Annotated in this window: 17 protein-coding genes; 13 read left to right on the top strand and 4 right to left on the bottom strand. The window is 53.4% G+C overall.

Annotation, left to right across the window (positions count from 1 at the left end):
• The first annotated feature begins 27 nt into the window (after positions 1 to 27).
• Positions 28 to 663: a carbonic anhydrase gene (locus EL29_RS04065; RefSeq protein WP_013025190.1), complete on the top strand. Its 636-nt coding sequence runs from the start codon at positions 28 to 30 to the stop codon at positions 661 to 663.
• Between the two features lie 223 nt (positions 664 to 886).
• Positions 887 to 2,023 (top strand): PQQ-dependent sugar dehydrogenase, encoded by a 1,137-nt coding sequence (locus EL29_RS04070; protein WP_028714973.1) that lies wholly within the window; start codon positions 887 to 889, stop codon positions 2,021 to 2,023.
• A gap of 1 nt (position 2,024) precedes the next feature.
• On the opposite strand, the gene EL29_RS04075 is transcribed toward EL29_RS04070, so the two are convergent.
• Entirely contained in the window at positions 2,025 to 2,681 is a 657-nt protein-coding gene (locus tag EL29_RS04075; RefSeq protein ID WP_014593287.1) for an HAD family hydrolase, read from the bottom strand.
• 272 nt (positions 2,682 to 2,953) lie between these two features.
• Here EL29_RS04075 and EL29_RS04080 point away from each other — a divergent pair, with 272 nt between their 5' ends.
• Positions 2,954 to 4,156 carry a serine hydrolase gene (locus tag EL29_RS04080; RefSeq protein ID WP_019106175.1) on the top strand — a complete coding sequence of 401 codons (1,203 nt, stop codon included), beginning with the start codon at positions 2,954 to 2,956 and terminating at the stop codon, positions 4,154 to 4,156.
• Positions 4,157 to 4,186: 30 nt separating this feature from the next.
• Here the strand turns inward: EL29_RS04080 and ybjG are convergent, their stop codons facing one another.
• The gene (gene ybjG / locus EL29_RS04085) at positions 4,187 to 4,792 is read right to left on the bottom strand and encodes an undecaprenyl-diphosphate phosphatase (protein ID WP_013025194.1); all 606 of its coding nucleotides are present in this window, start codon (positions 4,790 to 4,792) and stop codon (positions 4,187 to 4,189) included.
• A gap of 369 nt (positions 4,793 to 5,161) precedes the next feature.
• A complete protein-coding gene (locus EL29_RS04090; protein WP_028714974.1) occupies positions 5,162 to 6,850 on the bottom strand; it encodes an aspartate:alanine antiporter in 1,689 nt (562 codons plus the stop codon).
• A gap of 253 nt (positions 6,851 to 7,103) precedes the next feature.
• Between EL29_RS04090 and ybjM the strand changes: the two genes are divergently transcribed.
• Entirely contained in the window at positions 7,104 to 7,469 is a 366-nt protein-coding gene (gene ybjM, locus EL29_RS04095; protein WP_014606215.1) for an inner membrane protein YbjM, read from the top strand.
• Between the two features lie 132 nt (positions 7,470 to 7,601).
• On the opposite strand, the gene EL29_RS04100 is transcribed toward ybjM, so the two are convergent.
• Positions 7,602 to 7,865, bottom strand: coding sequence for a GrxA family glutaredoxin (locus tag EL29_RS04100; protein WP_013025197.1), 264 nt, complete (start codon positions 7,863 to 7,865; stop codon positions 7,602 to 7,604).
• A 246-nt stretch (positions 7,866 to 8,111) separates the two neighbouring features.
• On the opposite strand from EL29_RS04100, the gene EL29_RS04105 reads away from it, so the two are divergent.
• The 9 genes from EL29_RS04105 to EL29_RS04145 all read left to right on the top strand — a co-directional run bounded on the left by EL29_RS04105 (position 8,112) and on the right by EL29_RS04145 (position 15,801).
• Positions 8,112 to 8,369, top strand: coding sequence for a DUF1418 family protein (locus EL29_RS04105; RefSeq protein ID WP_022623649.1), 258 nt, complete (start codon positions 8,112 to 8,114; stop codon positions 8,367 to 8,369).
• Positions 8,370 to 8,380: 11 nt separating this feature from the next.
• The gene (nfsA, locus tag EL29_RS04110; protein WP_014593291.1) at positions 8,381 to 9,103 is read left to right on the top strand and encodes an oxygen-insensitive NADPH nitroreductase; all 723 of its coding nucleotides are present in this window, start codon (positions 8,381 to 8,383) and stop codon (positions 9,101 to 9,103) included.
• Between the two features lie 22 nt (positions 9,104 to 9,125).
• Entirely contained in the window at positions 9,126 to 10,028 is a 903-nt protein-coding gene (gene rimK / locus EL29_RS04115) for a 30S ribosomal protein S6--L-glutamate ligase (protein ID WP_014593292.1), read from the top strand.
• 86 nt (positions 10,029 to 10,114) lie between these two features.
• Entirely contained in the window at positions 10,115 to 10,594 is a 480-nt protein-coding gene (locus EL29_RS04120) for a type III secretion system chaperone family protein (RefSeq protein WP_014593293.1), read from the top strand.
• 493 nt (positions 10,595 to 11,087) lie between these two features.
• Positions 11,088 to 12,197 (top strand): spermidine/putrescine ABC transporter substrate-binding protein PotF, encoded by a 1,110-nt coding sequence (gene potF, locus EL29_RS04125; protein ID WP_014593294.1) that lies wholly within the window; start codon positions 11,088 to 11,090, stop codon positions 12,195 to 12,197.
• A 114-nt stretch (positions 12,198 to 12,311) separates the two neighbouring features.
• On the top strand, positions 12,312 to 13,445 hold the full coding sequence (gene potG, locus EL29_RS04130) for a putrescine ABC transporter ATP-binding subunit PotG (protein ID WP_028714975.1): 1,134 nt from the start codon (positions 12,312 to 12,314) through the stop codon (positions 13,443 to 13,445).
• A 9-nt stretch (positions 13,446 to 13,454) separates the two neighbouring features.
• Positions 13,455 to 14,417 carry a putrescine ABC transporter permease PotH gene (potH, locus tag EL29_RS04135; protein ID WP_028714976.1) on the top strand — a complete coding sequence of 321 codons (963 nt, stop codon included), beginning with the start codon at positions 13,455 to 13,457 and terminating at the stop codon, positions 14,415 to 14,417.
• Positions 14,414 to 15,259 (top strand): putrescine ABC transporter permease PotI, encoded by an 846-nt coding sequence (gene potI, locus EL29_RS04140; protein ID WP_013025205.1) that lies wholly within the window; start codon positions 14,414 to 14,416, stop codon positions 15,257 to 15,259. Before potH ends, potI begins: the two co-directional genes overlap by 4 nt.
• A gap of 74 nt (positions 15,260 to 15,333) precedes the next feature.
• Positions 15,334 to 15,801 (top strand): YbjO family protein, encoded by a 468-nt coding sequence (locus EL29_RS04145; RefSeq protein ID WP_014593297.1) that lies wholly within the window; start codon positions 15,334 to 15,336, stop codon positions 15,799 to 15,801.
• Positions 15,802 to 15,806: the final 5 nt, after the last annotated feature.

Below are 15,806 nucleotides of genomic sequence, written 5' to 3' on the forward strand. Positions count from 1 at the left end.
TGACGTGGACAATGTGAGAGCAAAATAATGAAAGAGATCATCAACGGGTTTCTGAGTTTTCAGCAGACAGTCTTTCCCGAAAGAAAGGCGCTTTTTAAAAGTCTGGCATCTAATCAGAATCCAAAAGCGCTGTTTATCTCTTGCTCAGACAGCCGTCTGGTGCCGGAACTCGTTACTCAGCAGGAACCCGGACAGCTGTTCGTCATCCGTAATGCGGGCAACATTGTGCCCTCTTTTGGTCCGGAACCGGGCGGCGTGTCAGCGACAATTGAGTATGCCGTAATGGCGCTGGGGGTTTCTGACATCATTATCTGTGGTCACTCAAACTGTGGCGCGATGAACGCCATCGCCTCCTGTGCCTGTATGGATTCTATGCCAGCCGTCGAGCACTGGCTGCGTTATGCCGATGCGGCAAAAGCGGTGGTTGAGCAGCGTGAATACGATTCGCCTGAGAAGAAGCTCAACGAAATGGTGCAGGAAAACGTGATTGCCCAGCTGAACAACATGAAAACCCACCCGTCAGTCTCGGTCGGGTTACGTCAGGGCAAGCTACGCCTGCACGGCTGGGTGTACGATATTGAAAGCGGTACGATTCTGGCGCTAACGCCGGGCGGTAAAGAGTTTATCTCACTGGCGGAAAATCCGGATACCTGTTTCGAATAACCGCTTCCGCCCGCTATCTTACTGCGGGCGGTCTCTTCTCTTCACGATCACTTTTCGGGCGGTCTCTTCTTTTCTCTTCACGATCCCTTTTCGGTCGGATTTCCCAGCGCATGCCATTAGCCATCCTGCTGCCAACGCCTTGTTTAATCTTTTGTAAATCCTTTACTGCATTCCAGACGGTCTGACTACGCTTAACAGCACTGCACGCTGTCAGGAGAAGACTATGGTTCGTATTCCGACCCCGTTGTTATTGAGTGGCGCATTACTCTTTTCCAGCCCGCTGTGGGCGAGTGACCTTAAGGTTGAGGTGCTTCAGGATAAGCTGGATCACCCCTGGTCTGTGGCGTTTTTGCCCGATAATCAGACGTTGCTGATTACTGAACGATCCGGCCAACTGCGCAGCTGGCGACCTGACAGCGGCTTGTCCGAACCGATTCAGGGCGTGCCAAAGGTCTGGGCGCAGCGTCAGAGCGGACTGCTGGACGTGGTGCTGGCCCCCGATTTTGCCCAGAGCCGCCGCGTCTGGCTCAGCTATACCGAAGCGGACAGCAACGTCAAGGCGGGCGCCGTAGTGGGCTACGGTAAACTCAGCCCTGATAACCGCCAGTTAACCGATTTTCATGAGGTGATTCAGCAAACGCCGCGCCTCTCAAGTGGCAATAATATCGGCACCCGGCTGGCCTTCGATCGTCAGGGCTTTTTATGGATTGCCTTTGGCGACAACTTTGTCAGCAGTGCCGCACAGGACCTCGATAAACTTCAGGGCAAGCTGCTGCGTTTGAACGCGGACGGCAGCGTGCCAAACGATAATCCCTTCGTCAATAAACCCGGCACGCGCCCCGAAATCTGGGCCTATGGTTTACGCAATCCTCAGGGGCTGGCACTGAATCCCTGGACTCAGGTGATGTGGGAAAGTGAGCATGGTCCCCGCGGTGGCGATGAGGTAAATATTATTCAGAAGGGCAAAAATTATGGCTGGCCGCTGGCAACCTACGGCATTGATTACAACGGCAGTAAGGTGCCGGAATCCAAAGGCACGCATGTGGCAGGCACGGAACAGCCGGCGTTTTACTGGAAAGTCTCGCCAGCGATCAGCGGTATGGCGTTTTATAACAGCGCACGTTTTCCACAGTGGAAAAATTCGCTGTTTATTGGCGCGCTGAAAGAGAAGAACCTGATTCGGTTGCATATCAACGGCGAGAAGGTCGTCGAAGAACAACGGTTGCTGGACGGGCGCAATGAGCGGATCCGCGATGTCCGTCAGGGGCCCGATGGCTATCTCTATTTACTGACGGATGAGGCTAACGGTAAATTGCTCAGGGTTGGGTTGACGCAGGACGCCAGCGCGTCCCGCGGTTAACTCAGCGAGCCCAGTGGCAGACCTGCCAGCCGCGCTTTTCGGCTTCCTGTAACAGCGGTTCCGCCGGATTAATTACGTGTGCATAGTCGGCCTGCGCCAGCATGGGCAGGTCGTTCATGGAATCACTGTAAGCCCAGGTGTGCGCGTAGGTTTCGGCAGGGCGCGCGGCTTTCCATTCTTCTACCCGCTTCACTTTGCCATGCTGAAACGTCAGGGTGCCGTAGGTGTTGCCGCTGTAACGTTCGTCCACCACTTCGACACCAATGGCCAGGGCCCCGCAGGCACCGAGCTGGCTGGCGATAGGATTCACCAGATGTTCGCCGCTGGCGGAGATCACGATAATTCTGTCACCGCGCGCCTGATGCCAGTCAAGCCGCGCCCGGGCTTCCGGGTAAACGCGCGGCATGATATCACGGTGGATAAAGCGTCGAACCCATCCTTCCACCGTCATCGTCGCCATGCCGGTCAGCGGGGAAAGGGTTTTATGCATGTACTCATCAATCGACAGCGTCCCGGCATAATATTGACGCATTAATTCCTGTTCTTCATCAATCAGGTCACTAGAGGCAAAGCCTTGTGAGACCAGCCAGCGTAGCCACAGGCCGGTACTGTCCTCACTAATCAGCGTTTCGTCCAGATCAAACAGGGCTAGATCCATAGGGGTTCTCCTCAATTGAATAAAGTCAGGGTAACCCAGTTTTGTGACGGCCTTAACTTTCTGATTAAAAAATCAGAATTTAGCGCATTTTTATGTGCGACATTCGTGAGGGAAAATGGCACGCGCGCGGCACGCTTGCCAGGGTTAATCTACTAAAATCTATAAAACTTTACGATTAAGCGGTTTTTTTCATTGACGCCAGCGGGTAGCGTTCTCACAGAAGGTGTTAAGCCTTTGACTCTCGTTTTACTAAGGACAATCCGGCCAAGCCCATGACAAATACTTGCTTTTCATCTCACCTGCGGCGTATTGCTGCAACCTCTTTGCTACTCGTTGTGCCGATGGCTGTTTTCGCGGAACAGGCACCGGCCGCCCCTCAAATTGACGCCAAAGCCTGGATTTTAATTGACTACGCCAGCGGCAAAGTGCTGACCGAATCCAATGCCGATCAGCGACTCGATCCCGCCAGCCTGACAAAAATGATGACCAGCTATGTGGTTGGCCAGGCAATCAAATCCGGCAAAATTAAACCTGACGACATGGTAACAGTGGGGCAGGATGCCTGGGCTACCGGCAATCCTAAACTGCGGGGCTCTTCTCTGATGTTTCTGAAGCCCGGCGATCGTATCCCGGTGCATGAGCTGAACAAAGGGATTGTGATCCAGTCCGGGAACGATGCCTGCATCGCGCTGGCAGACTATGTTGCCGGCAGTCAGGATTCCTTTATCGGTCTGATGAATAACTATGTGAAAGCGCTTGGCCTGAAAAACACCCACTTTATGACGGTGCATGGTCTGGATGCCGACGGACAGTACAGCACCGCGCGGGACATGGCGCTGATTGGGCAGGCGCTGATTCGGGATGTGCCGGAAGAGTACGCCCTGAACAAGGAAAAAGAGTTTACCTTTAACAATATTCGTCAGATGAACCGCAACCGTCTGCTCTGGAGCAGCAATCTGAAGGTGGATGGGATTAAAACCGGCCACACTTCTGGCGCGGGAAATAATCTGGTCGCTTCAGCCACCGAAGGCGATATGCGACTGATCTCGGTTGTGCTGGGCACCGCCAGCGATGCCATTCGCTTCCGGGAAAGTGAAAAATTACTGACGTGGGGCTTCCGCTTCTTTGAAACCGTGACCCCAATTAAAGCGGGTGCGCCTTTTGCCCAGCAGCGCGTCTGGTTTGGCGAACACAATCAGGTCAACCTGGGCGTGGAAAAAGACGCGGCACTGACCATTCCTAAAGGGCAGATGAAAAACCTCAAAGCCAGCTACAGCCTGACATCGCCGCAGCTTGAGGCGCCGTTGAAGAAAAATCAGGTCGTGGGCACCATTGATTTTCAGCTGGACGGTAAAACGATCGAACAACGTCCGCTGGTGGTGCTGCAGGATGTGCCGGAAGGCGGCTTCTTCAGCCGCATCATTGATTTCGTCATGATGAAATTTAATGGCTGGTTCGGGAAGTGGTTCAGCTAAAAACAGGGGACGCCGTGGCGTCCCTTTTTTTTAACCTTGTGTCCAGCCTTTACGAATCGGTAAAGCGAACAGCGCCCGATAGAGCGGGTTGATGATATTGAGCAGGCGTTCGCCATACAGTTGCCAGGCAAGGTGTGACGCCAGGCAACCCAGCATTCCCACCAGAAAACCGCCCAGCATATCCATTGGCCAGTGAACCCCAAGGTAAACACGGGACCAGGCGATTGCGGTGGCGACCACCATCAGAATGATGCCCGACCAGAGCCGATGCCAGAACAGGAAAGCCAGCGCAAAGGTGAAAATCGTGGTGCCGTGATCGCTGGGATAGGAGTCATCGGCCGCGTGCGCAAGAAACTGATGACCAAAATTGATCGCGAAAGGGCGCGGATGCGGTAACAGCTGCCCAACGCACCAGGAGATGGCGAGCGCGTACAGCAGCGCAATGCCGGTTTTTAATACCAGCACACGTTGTGAGGCAACCCGATCGCGCGGTCCCCACAGCCACAGTGCCACAATCAGCAGCGGAACGATGGCGATTAAGTCTCTGGCGATGAAGATGGCAAGCTGCAATAACCAGTGAGGCGAATCCGGTGTTGCGTTAATTGCCATAAACAGGGTGCGGTTCAATTCTTCCATTACGGGATCGGTTCCTCTTACTGATGTTCAGATTCTCTCAATCCGGGAAAAAGGGCTTAAGCCAACGAGCGAAACCGGATTGAGTCTGTCGCATCTGCTAGCACATACTGCTAACAAAATAAGCTGCCTATCCTGCGTGCAGACGGTCGGAGAGTCCATCACAAGGTTCTTAATCTGCGTTAAGGTTGCAAAACGGTTTAAGTTTAATGATGTTTTAGTGTCCAGGCAGGGCGGGCAGGAGAAAGGCATAAAAAAACCCGCTGGGAAAAAGACCAGCGGGCTCCACAATTTGGGGATTTCAAAGAAAAGCAGTGGCACTTATTCAGACTGTGGTCGGGAAAAAAAGTTCTGGACGTCAGTAAAAAAATTTTATAAGGGCAGTAACGGCCAGATAATAACGATTAATGTTCCCGCCAGCGTCAGCAAAACGTTCGCGATAGCATAGGTCCCGGCGTAGCCGAGTGCCGGGATGTTACTGCGAGCCGTGTCGCTGATTATCTCCATGGCTGGCGCGCAGGTGCGTGCACCCATAATGGCGCCAAACAGCAGCGCGCGGTTCATGCGCAGAACATAGGCGCCAAACAGGTAGCAAATCACCACCGGCAAAAGGCTGACCAGCAGGCCGCACAAGAGCATCAGCGCGCCGTTACCCGATATACCGTGGTCGATACCGCTGCCGGCGCTCAGCCCGACGCCCGCCATGAATACCATCAGCCCGAACTCTTTCACCATCGTCAGCGCACCCTGCGGAATATAGCCAAAGGTAGGATGGTTAGCGCGCAGGAAGCCCAGCATAATGCCGGCAAACAACAACCCTGCGGCGTTACCGATGCCAAAGCTAAAGTTGCTGAACTGGAACGTAATTAACCCGACCATCAGACCGATGATAAAAAAAGCACAGAATGCCAGCAGGTCGGTCATCTGACTGTGAATCGCCACAAAGCCGATGCGATCCGCTACGCTCTTCACCCGTCGTGCTTCGCCGCTGACCTGCAACACATCACCTTTGTTCAGCATGATGTTGTCATCAATAGGCATCTCGATCTGGCTGCGAATCACGCGGTTGAGAAAGCAGCCGTGATCGGTAAGGTTGAGTTTGCTTAGCCGTTTGTTGACGGCATTGTGGTTTTTCACCACGATCTCTTCCGTCACAATCCGCATATCCAGCAGATCGCGGTCAAAAACTTCTTTGCCGTTACGAAAGCTGGCATCCAGGCGCGCGTGGGCATCCGGATAGCCCACCAGGGAAATATCATCCCCCAGTTGCAGCACCGCATCACCATCCGGGCTGGCAAGGATGCCATTGCGGCGAATTCGTTCGATATAGCAGCCGGTCTGCCGGTATATACCGAGCTCACGCAAGTTTTTGCCGCCGCTCCACGCCACCAGTTCCGGGCCGACGCGGTAAGCGCGAATCACCGGCAGAAACACTTTGCGCTGGCTGTCAGCGTCAAGACCGCGTTCGCGCGCAATCTGCTGGGCGCAGGTGGGTAAGTCCTGATGTTGTAAACGGGGCAGATAGCGTGCGCCGAAAATCAGGCTGACTAACCCGACAAGATAGGTTACGGCATAACCCAGGCTGAGTTGATCCTGCATGATGCCCAGCTGTCTGGGATCGCTGATGCTCTGGCGCAGCGTATCACCCGCGCCAACCAGGACCGGCGTGGACGTCATGGAGCCGGCCAGTACGCCTGCGGTCAGGCCGATGTCCCAGCCAAAGAGCTTGCCGAATCCCAGGGCCAGCAGCAGGGCGCTGACCACCATCACAATGGCGAGCATGAAATAATTTTTGCCATCCCGAAAGAAAATGGAAAAAAAGTTGGGGCCTGCTTCAATGCCGACGCAGAAAATAAACAACATGAAACCCAGGCTCAGGGCATCCGTATTCATCGAGAAGTGTTGCTGACCTAATAATAATGAAACCACTAATACGCCAATGGAATTTCCGAGTTGTATCGAGCCAAAACGTAATTTCCCCAGGCAAAGTCCCAGTGCCAGTACGAAAAATAATAACAGAATGTCATTACCTCTTAACAATTCTGCGATGTTAACATTCAACATTTTAACTTCTTGTTTACTTGTAACCTATTGAAGAGAGGCCTGTTTTTCGCTATCTTGAGCAGGCCGTAAGATTACCTCCAGCTATCACTGATGTCTGAAAAGGTAACGCGGCCAATATTCTAATCAGAAAAATCATTCTCAGCCATTGGCGACTTTCATTCGTTCTCAAAACGACTGTTTCTTTTTATTTCCACCAGGCTCGGCAAGGTCAAAGGCGAAGTTTTGGCATGTTTTTAATGAGTGGGGAGTTATGCCGCAGCGTTATTATTTCTGGGCAACCTGCGTATCAGGTGGCGTGTTTTATTGTGTCGTGTTTATGTTTACCCAGGATTTCCGGCTGTCAGGCACGCAGACGCTACACAGCCAGCCTGAATTGCTGCTTTTTTTACTGCCGGGTGCCGTCATGGCGCTCATGCAGCGGGAGGCGCCGCTAAAAAGCACGCTGGTGATGGCGTTTACTGGAACGGTGCTGGCTGCGCTGCTGCTACATAGCGTGTTTGCCGGGAGTGCCAGCTGGAATTATATTGCTGTCTGGAGCATGAGCGGTATGTTCTGGGCGGGATGCGGGGCATTGCTGGTGCGGTTGCTGCGACTGATCGCGGCGTCAAAGCGTTAGGCGACTGTGTTGAGCTGCATCCTGCCGTTGTCGCGTTAACGCACGCGGGGCTGGCTTAACCGATCATCAAGGCGCGGCTGGCATCACGCCAGCGCGCACTTTTCAGGACGTCAGTTCTGATACATCCGTTGCTCAGGCAACAAATCCCAGATTCTCTTTTGTCCAGGCGGCGAATTCGGTGTAGCCACCAATATGCTGCTCATCCAGAAAAATCTGCGGTACGGTGCTGACAGGTTTACCTGCACTGGCTTCCAGATCGGCTTTTGTGATGCCTTCCGCCTGAATATCAACATACTGGTAATTGAAATCGTCACGCCCGGCCTGCAGCTTATCCGCCAGTTCTTTCGCCCGAACACAGTAAGGGCAGCCGGGACGACCAAAAATAACAGCAATCATTGAGAACTCCTTGCGAGGTCAGTGTGTGATGACGATCACACGACAAAGTCTGGAAAGCCGGTAATGATGCCCGCTCGTCGTGCTTAAAGAAAGCAGGATTTACCTGTTAGTCTGATGCCCGCATCCTATGACGTCGCAAAGCCGGGCCCGGTGCTCTGCAATGGCACTCTCCGAAACCGCTGATGGGCAATTTTAAGGATGTTATCCATAATTGAGACTCAGTCAGCCCTGAGGCAGGAGGAAACCATGCGGAATGTCGCAAAATTGCCCAAGACCATACTGGCATTGGAGGCGCTGGGCGGCGTACTTATCGCGAGCGCGCTGCTGGTCGTTAACCAGTGGTTACCCGCACTGCCTGCCGGTGCCGGGAGCACGCGCCTGGCGACCGCACTGTTTATTATTGGCATTCTGCTGATGTTACCTGCCGCCTGGCTATTGATGTGGCGCTGTGCCAAAGCACTTGCGCCGCAGTTGTTCAACCTTTCTGAAAAAAAAGATAATTAGCTGGAGATTTTATGACACCGACTATCGATTTATTATGCAGCCACCGTTCCATCCGTTCTTTTACGGATCAAAAGGTGAGTGCTGAACAGCGTGAGGCGATTATTGCTGCGGCCCAATCGGCGTCCACATCCAGCTTTTTGCAGTGCTCATCTATTGTACGCATCACCGATCCGGCGTTACGTGACCAACTGGTTACCCTGACGGGCGGTCAGACATGGGTGGCCGAGGCGGCGGAGTTTTGGGTATTTTGCGCTGACTTTAATCGTCACCTGCAAATCTGCCCTGATGCCCAGTTAGGCCGGGCAGAACAGCTGCTGCTGGGCTGTGTGGATACGGCGCTGATGGCGCAAAATGCCATGGTGGCAGCGGAATCCCTGGGGCTGGGCGGCGTCTTTATTGGCGGCATTCGTAATAATATCGCTCAGGTTACCGAACTGCTGGGCCTGCCAAAATTTGTGCTGCCGCTGTTTGGTTTCTGTCTTGGCTATCCTGAATCCATACCAGATGTTAAACCGCGCATCCCGCAGTCGATGCTGGTGCACGAAAATCGTTATCAACCAGTGGATCCTGCGGTGCTGGCTGATTACGATAGCCGCACGGCGATCTACTATGAACAACGCGACAGCAACCAGCGTAGCGAAACCTGGAGCCAGTTGATTCAGCGCCTGATCATCAAAGAGACGCGCCCGTTTATGCTGGATTACCTGCATCAGCAGGGCTGGGCAACACGCTAATTTAACGCAAGGATTTTGATTGATGAAAATGGCCATTCTGTCGCGCGATGGAACGCTCTATTCCTGTCGCCGTTTACGTGACGTCGCCGAACAGCGCGGTCATTTTGTTCAAATCATCGATCCGCTCTCGTGTTACATGAACATCAACCCCGCCTCGCCCGGTATTCACTACCGTGGCGAGCCGCTGGGGCACTTCGATGCCGTTATTCCGCGCATTGGCACCGGGATTACCTTCTACGGCACGGCGGTACTACGCCAGTTCGAAATGTGCGGCAGTTATCCTTTAAATGAATCCGCCGCCGTGACCCGCGCGCGTGACAAATTGCGTTCCCTGCAGCTGTTGGCACGGGACGGGATTGATATGCCAGTAACAGGATTTGCTTCTTCTCCTGACGACACGCAGGATCTGATCGCCATGGTAGGCGGCGCGCCGCTGGTGGTGAAACTGGTCGAAGGCACGCAGGGGATCGGCGTGGTGTTGGCAGAGACGCGCCAGGCGGCAGAAAGCGTTATCGATGCCTTTCGTGGGCTGAATGCACACATTTTAGTGCAGGAGTTTATTCAGGAAGCACGCGGACGCGATGTGCGCTGTCTGGTCATTGGCGATCGGGTCGTGGCGGCCATTGAGCGCCAGGCGAAAGAGGGCGATTTTCGCTCGAATTTACATCGCGGCGGCAAAGCCTGCACGGTTGACATTAGCGAGCAGGAGCGCGAGATGGCAGTCAAAGCCGCCGCGGTACTGGGGCTGGACGTCGCGGGGGTGGATATTCTGCGCTCGGCGCGCGGCCCGCTGGTGATGGAGGTGAATGCTTCACCAGGTCTGGAAGGGATTGAAACCACAAGCGGTCTTGACATCGCCGGCATGATGATTGACCACATTGAACGGCATGCTACCCCCGGGCTCCGTCCTAAAACCACGGGTTGACCCGCGCTTTTCAGTGGTTTTCGTGGAATCTCACCACGTTTTTCCGTAAGCTAGGTCGCTTATTTATCACCCCATGGGATTTTACAATGGATTCTCTTGTCGTTCCGGATATCGACCTGCTGCGTCGTTGGCTGGATCAGCAAAATATCACTTGGTTTGAATGTGATGCTTGTCAGGCTCTTCATTTGCCGCACATGCAAAACTTCGACGGGGTGTTTGACGCTAAAATCGACCTGGTCGATAACGTCATTCTGTTTTCGGCACTGGCCGAAGTAAAACCGACTGCGCTTATTCCGCTGGTGGGTGACTTATCGCAAATTAACGCCAGTTCGCTCACGGTGAAGGCGTTCATCGATATACAGGATGACAACCTGCCTAAGCTTATTGTTTGTCAGTCAATGATGACCACTGCCGGGTTAACCTTCGGGCAGTTTGCACATTTTATGAAGCAGAGCGAAGAAGAAATTTCCATGGTCATTATGGAAGCCTTTGCCAATAATCTGCTGATGATAGGTGAAGACGAAGAGCACGTCTCAAGCAGCAGCATCCATTCTGTTCTGCACTAAGAACAGGATCTGATTAAGCCGTCACCCGTGACGGCTTTTTTTATTCCCGGCGAATGTCTACTTGCTGACCCGCACTATTTCCCGCCCCGCCGATGCAGCCGCAAAGATCCCTGTCTCCGGCACGCGTAATTCTTAATGTTATCAATTGTGAACGACATAGATTAATTTATAACCGTAATGTTTTATTCTGCATTAAGCCCTTAATTGCCAGATTTATGACGTTCTTTATGCCATAAAAGCCGAACCTCATAGCTTAAACATGCCTAAAATATTGAGTTCAGGCGTTTTTTACGCTGAGGTCTGGTGAACCCTTAACGGGGGGGCTATGCTTGCGGGGCGGCGACAGGCCTTAGATTGCCGCGCAGGTATAGGTTTTTACTATTAAACGTCCACTGAATAATGATTCATTGTGTCACTGAATTTTAATCACAAAACGCAAAACTGAATCACTGATGTGCAGCGTTGTTATAACCCGCTCAGGAGGATTAAAAGCATGTTCAACCAACGTCAAAAATGGTTGTCAGGTGTGGTTGCTGGGGTGCTGATGGCTGCTTCAGCCAGTACCATGGCGGAAGATAAGACGCTGCACGTTTATAACTGGTCGGATTATATTTCGCCAGATACCGTGCCTAATTTCGAAAAGCAGACCGGCATTAAAGTCGTCTACGACGTGTTTGATTCCAATGAAGTGCTGGAAGGCAAACTGATGGCCGGCAGTACGGGTTACGATGTCGTGGTGCCTTCTTCCAGTTTCCTGGCGCGTCAGCTTCAGTCCGGCGTGTTTCAGCCGCTAGATAAAAGCAAACTGCCAAACTATAAAAATCTGGATCCCGCGTTAATGGCGAAAGTGGCGCAACACGATCCGGGTAACAAATATGCGATTCCTTATTTGTGGGGCACCACCGGCATTGGCTATAACGTCGAAAAAGTGAAAGCTGCGCTGGGCGCGGATGCGCCGGTAAACAGTTGGGATCTGGTCTTGAAGCCGGAAAACCTGGAAAAACTGAAAAGTTGTGGCGTGTCTTTCCTGGATGCGCCTGAAGAGATCTTCGCAACCGTACTTAATTATTTGGGCAAAGATCCTAACAGCAGCGATGCAAAAGATTATTCTGGCGCCGCGACGGATCTGCTACTTAAGCTGCGTCCGAATATTCGTTACTTCCACTCTTCGCAATATATTAACGATCTGGCGAACGGCAATATCTGTGTGGCTATTGGCTGGTCAGGCGATATTCTTCAGGCGAAAAACCGTGCGGAGAAAGCAAAGAATGGCGTCAACATTGGTTACAGCGTACCGAAAGAGGGCGCACTGGCCTTCTTCGATATGATGGCGATTCCAAAAGACGCGAAAGATGTGGATGCCGCTTACACCTGGCTGAATTACATCATGGATCCGAAAGTGATTGCTGACATCTCCAATAAAATGAATTACGCCAACGGCAATAAAGCGTCACTGCCGCTGATTAATGCCGATATCCGTAATAACCCGGGTATTTATCCGACGCCGGATGCCATGGCCAAACTGTTTGTGCTGAAGGTCCAGGATCCAAAACTGGATCGTGTGCGTACGCGTGCATGGACTAAGGTTAAAAGCGGTAAGTAATTCGACAGCATATGTTTTGTGACAGCAACAGAGGCGCAGTGCAGGCCTCTGTTGTGCCATTTTTAGCGGCACTGTTTGCCGCGTTGTTCCGCCTGGCTCCGGAGAACTACATTCGTGAACGATGCCATCCCTCGCCCGCAAAATAAAACCGCAAAAGCGTTAACGCCGCTGCTGGAAATTCGCAACCTGACCAAATCGTTTGACGGCCAGCATGCCGTGGATGATGTCAGCCTGACCATTTACAAAGGGGAGATTTTCGCTCTGCTCGGCGCATCCGGCTGTGGCAAATCTACCCTGTTACGCATGCTGGCGGGTTTTGAACAGCCCACCAGCGGCCAGATTGTGCTGGATGGGCACGATCTCTCCCATGTCGTGCCCTATCAGCGGCCGATCAATATGATGTTTCAGAGCTATGCGCTGTTCCCCCATATGACGGTGGAGCAGAACATCGCCTTTGGCCTAAAGCAAGATAAACTGGCAAAGGGCGAAATCGCCAGCCGCGTGGAAGAAATGCTGTCACTGGTGCACATGCAGGAATTTGCCAAACGTAAGCCGCACCAGCTTTCAGGGGGACAACGGCAGCGCGTGGCGCTGGCGCGTAGCCTGGCAAAGCGGCCTAAACTGCTGCTGCTGGATGAACCCATGGGGGCGCTGGACAAAAAGTTACGCGACCGTATGCAACTGGAAGTGGTCGATATTCTGGAGCGGGTCGGGGCGACCTGCGTGATGGTGACGCACGATCAGGAAGAGGCCATGACGATGGCGGGGCGAATTGCCATCATGAACCGGGGCAAATTCGTGCAAATTGGTGAGCCGGAAGAGATTTACGAGCATCCTACCAGCCGCTACAGCGCCGAGTTTATCGGTTCAGTCAACGTGTTCGACGGTCTGCTGCGTGAACGTCAGGAAGACGGCCTGGTGATTGACAGTCCGGGCCTCAAGCATCCTCTGAAAGTGGATTCCGATGTGTCGGTCGTCGATAACGTGCCGGTTCACGTTGCCCTGCGCCCGGAAAAGGTGATGCTGTGTGAAGAGATTCCTGCCGATGGCTGTAACGTCGCGGACGGTGAGGTGGTACACATCGCGTATCTGGGCGATCTCTCCATTTACCATGTTCGCCTGCACAGCGGTCAGATGCTCAGTGCCCAGCTGCAAAATGAACATCGCTACCGCAAAGGTATGCCGACCTGGGGCGACCAGGTGCGCCTGTGCTGGGACAGTGACAGCTGCGTGGTTTTGACAGTTTAAGGAGGCGCGATGAGCCAGATTTTTCAACGCACGAAAGCCCCGGCTAAGCTGCTCGGTACACCGTTGCAGCGCTGGGCAACGCGCATAAAAATGCAGCACGGGCGCAAGCTCGTCATTGCATTGCCTTACCTGTGGCTGATTCTATTTTTTCTGTTGCCGTTCCTGATTGTTTTAAAAATCAGCTTTGCGGATATTGCCCGTGCCATTCCGCCTTACACCGAGTTGGTCACCTGGGCTGACGATCAGCTGAGTCTGGTGTTGAATCTGGGCAACTATGTCACGCTCAGTGAGGATCCGCTGTATATCGACGCCTATTTGCAGTCGTTAAAAGTGGCCGCGATCTCCACTGTCATCTGTCTGCTGATTGGTTATCCGCTGGCCTGGGCCGTCGCGCACAGTAAGTCCTCGATGCGGTCTGTCCTGCTGCTGCTGGTCATATTGCCGTCGTGGACGTCGTTCCTGGTGCGGGTTTACGCCTGGATGGGGCTGCTGAACAATAACGGTATTCTTAATCGTTTTCTGATGTGGACAGGCGTGATCGATCATCCACTGGTGATCCTCTACACCAATACGGCGGTCTATATCGGGATTGTGTACTGCTATCTGCCGTTTATGGTCTTGCCCATCTATACCGCGCTGACGCGTATCGATTACTCGCTGGTGGAAGCCTCGCTGGACCTGGGCGCGCGCCCGCTGAAAACCTTCTTCAGCGTGATCGTGCCTCTGACCAAAGGCGGCATCATTGCCGGTTCCATGCTGGTGTTTATCCCGGCGGTCGGCGAGTACGTGATTCCCGAACTGCTGGGCGGACCGGACAGCATCATGATTGGCCGTATTCTCTGGCAGGAGTTCTTTAACAACCGCGACTGGCCCGTGGCCTCCGCGCTGGCGGTGATCATTTTGCTGATTTTGATCCTGCCGATTATCTGGTTCCATAAACATCAAAACCGAGAAATGGGAGAGAAGGGATGAATAATCTGCCAACGATCCGCTCTCCCTGGCGCACGGCGATTTTGGCCTGCTGCTTTATGTTTCTGTACGCGCCCATGCTGCTGCTGGTGGTTTACTCCTTTAACAGTTCCCAACTGGTTACGGTCTGGGAAGGGTTTTCATTTCACTGGTATCAGGTGCTGTTTCAGGACGATGCCATGATCGATGCGGTGCTGCTGAGCCTCACCATTGCCGCGCTTTCCGCCACCATGGCGGTGGTGCTGGGTACCATGGCGGCGGTGATCATCGTGCGGTTTGGGCGTTTTCGCGGCCATAACGGCTTTGCCTTTATGCTCACTGCACCGCTGGTCATGCCCGATGTGATTACCGGCCTGTCGCTGCTGTTGCTGTTTGTCGGGCTCGGCAATGCGCTGGGCTGGCCGACAGAACGCGGTACGCTCACCATCTGGCTGGCGCACGTGACCTTCTGTACCGCTTACGTGGCGGTGGTGATCAATTCGCGCCTGCGCGAGTTGGACCGGTCAATTGAGGAAGCCGCAATGGATCTTGGCGCGACGCCGTTGAAGGTCTTCTTTGTGATCACGGTGCCGATGATTGCGCCGGCCATCGTGACCGGCTGGCTGCTGGCCTTTACCCTGTCACTGGATGACCTGGTGATTGCCAGCTTTGTGACCGGCCCGGGTGCCACCACCTTACCGATGGCGATTTTTGCCACGGTACGACGTGGCGTTAATCCGGAGATCAACGCGCTGGCTTCCCTGATCCTGTTCGTTGTGGGCATCGTGGGCTTTATTGCCTGGCGCGTCATGGCACATGAAGAAAAACAGCGTTTAAGCGATATTCAGAAAGCGAAACGTGGCTGAAATCCCCGACTTTTGCCATTCTATAGAAGGGCTGGTTAATCCAGCCTTTTTATCGTCATGGTGGAGTGAAAGACATGTCGGAAATGCTTAAACACGGCGCTGTTTTACCGGCTGCCCCGGTCCCCGTTACGGTGGCGGGCGTGGCGATTATCGCGACGCGCTGCCTGAGCGTGTTGATGCTGGCGAATGAACTGGGTTATACCGAGCTGGCCAACTTTGTCCATCGCAGTGCGCAGTCATGGGATTCCACGCTGATCTTCATCGCCAGCCAGGTCATTTTCTTATTTGAATTGCGCTGTGCCTTTACGCTGATGCGCGGAAGCAACCGGGGACGCTGGGGATTCGTGGCGGCGCAAATTGTGGTGCTGTTATATATGTTGATGGCCTCCACAGGCGGGATCTATCCGGAAATCTACAGTATTGCAGGTGAAAATAATCTGCAGATTATTCACCGCACGCTGCTGCAAAAACTGCCCGATCTGATGGTGTTATTACTGCTTTTTCTGCCCGCCAGCAGCCGCGCATTTTTCCGCAAGCGGTGATACAA

This window comes from Pantoea ananatis LMG 2665, assembly GCF_000710035.2.
GTDB classification, from domain to species: Bacteria; Pseudomonadota; Gammaproteobacteria; order Enterobacterales; family Enterobacteriaceae; genus Pantoea; species Pantoea ananatis.

Excerpts from the sequence above, each read along its gene's own strand:
- EL29_RS04065 (WP_013025190.1), top strand. The coding sequence starts at position 28 with ATGAAAGAGATCATCAACGGGTTTCTGAGTTTTCAGCAGACAGTCTTT.
- EL29_RS04070 (WP_028714973.1), top strand. The coding sequence starts at position 887 with ATGGTTCGTATTCCGACCCCGTTGTTATTGAGTGGCGCATTACTCTTT.
- EL29_RS04075 (WP_014593287.1), bottom strand. The coding sequence starts at position 2,681 with ATGGATCTAGCCCTGTTTGATCTGGACGAAACGCTGATTAGTGAGGAC.
- EL29_RS04080 (WP_019106175.1), top strand. The coding sequence starts at position 2,954 with ATGACAAATACTTGCTTTTCATCTCACCTGCGGCGTATTGCTGCAACC.
- ybjG (WP_013025194.1), bottom strand. The coding sequence starts at position 4,792 with ATGGAAGAATTGAACCGCACCCTGTTTATGGCAATTAACGCAACACCG.
- ybjM (WP_014606215.1), top strand. The coding sequence starts at position 7,104 with ATGCCGCAGCGTTATTATTTCTGGGCAACCTGCGTATCAGGTGGCGTG.
- EL29_RS04100 (WP_013025197.1), bottom strand. The coding sequence starts at position 7,865 with ATGATTGCTGTTATTTTTGGTCGTCCCGGCTGCCCTTACTGTGTTCGG.
- EL29_RS04105 (WP_022623649.1), top strand. The coding sequence starts at position 8,112 with ATGCGGAATGTCGCAAAATTGCCCAAGACCATACTGGCATTGGAGGCG.
- nfsA (WP_014593291.1), top strand. The coding sequence starts at position 8,381 with ATGACACCGACTATCGATTTATTATGCAGCCACCGTTCCATCCGTTCT.
- rimK (WP_014593292.1), top strand. The coding sequence starts at position 9,126 with ATGAAAATGGCCATTCTGTCGCGCGATGGAACGCTCTATTCCTGTCGC.
- EL29_RS04120 (WP_014593293.1), top strand. The coding sequence starts at position 10,115 with ATGGATTCTCTTGTCGTTCCGGATATCGACCTGCTGCGTCGTTGGCTG.
- potF (WP_014593294.1), top strand. The coding sequence starts at position 11,088 with ATGTTCAACCAACGTCAAAAATGGTTGTCAGGTGTGGTTGCTGGGGTG.
- potH (WP_028714976.1), top strand. The coding sequence starts at position 13,455 with ATGAGCCAGATTTTTCAACGCACGAAAGCCCCGGCTAAGCTGCTCGGT.
- potI (WP_013025205.1), top strand. The coding sequence starts at position 14,414 with ATGAATAATCTGCCAACGATCCGCTCTCCCTGGCGCACGGCGATTTTG.
- EL29_RS04145 (WP_014593297.1), top strand. The coding sequence starts at position 15,334 with ATGTCGGAAATGCTTAAACACGGCGCTGTTTTACCGGCTGCCCCGGTC.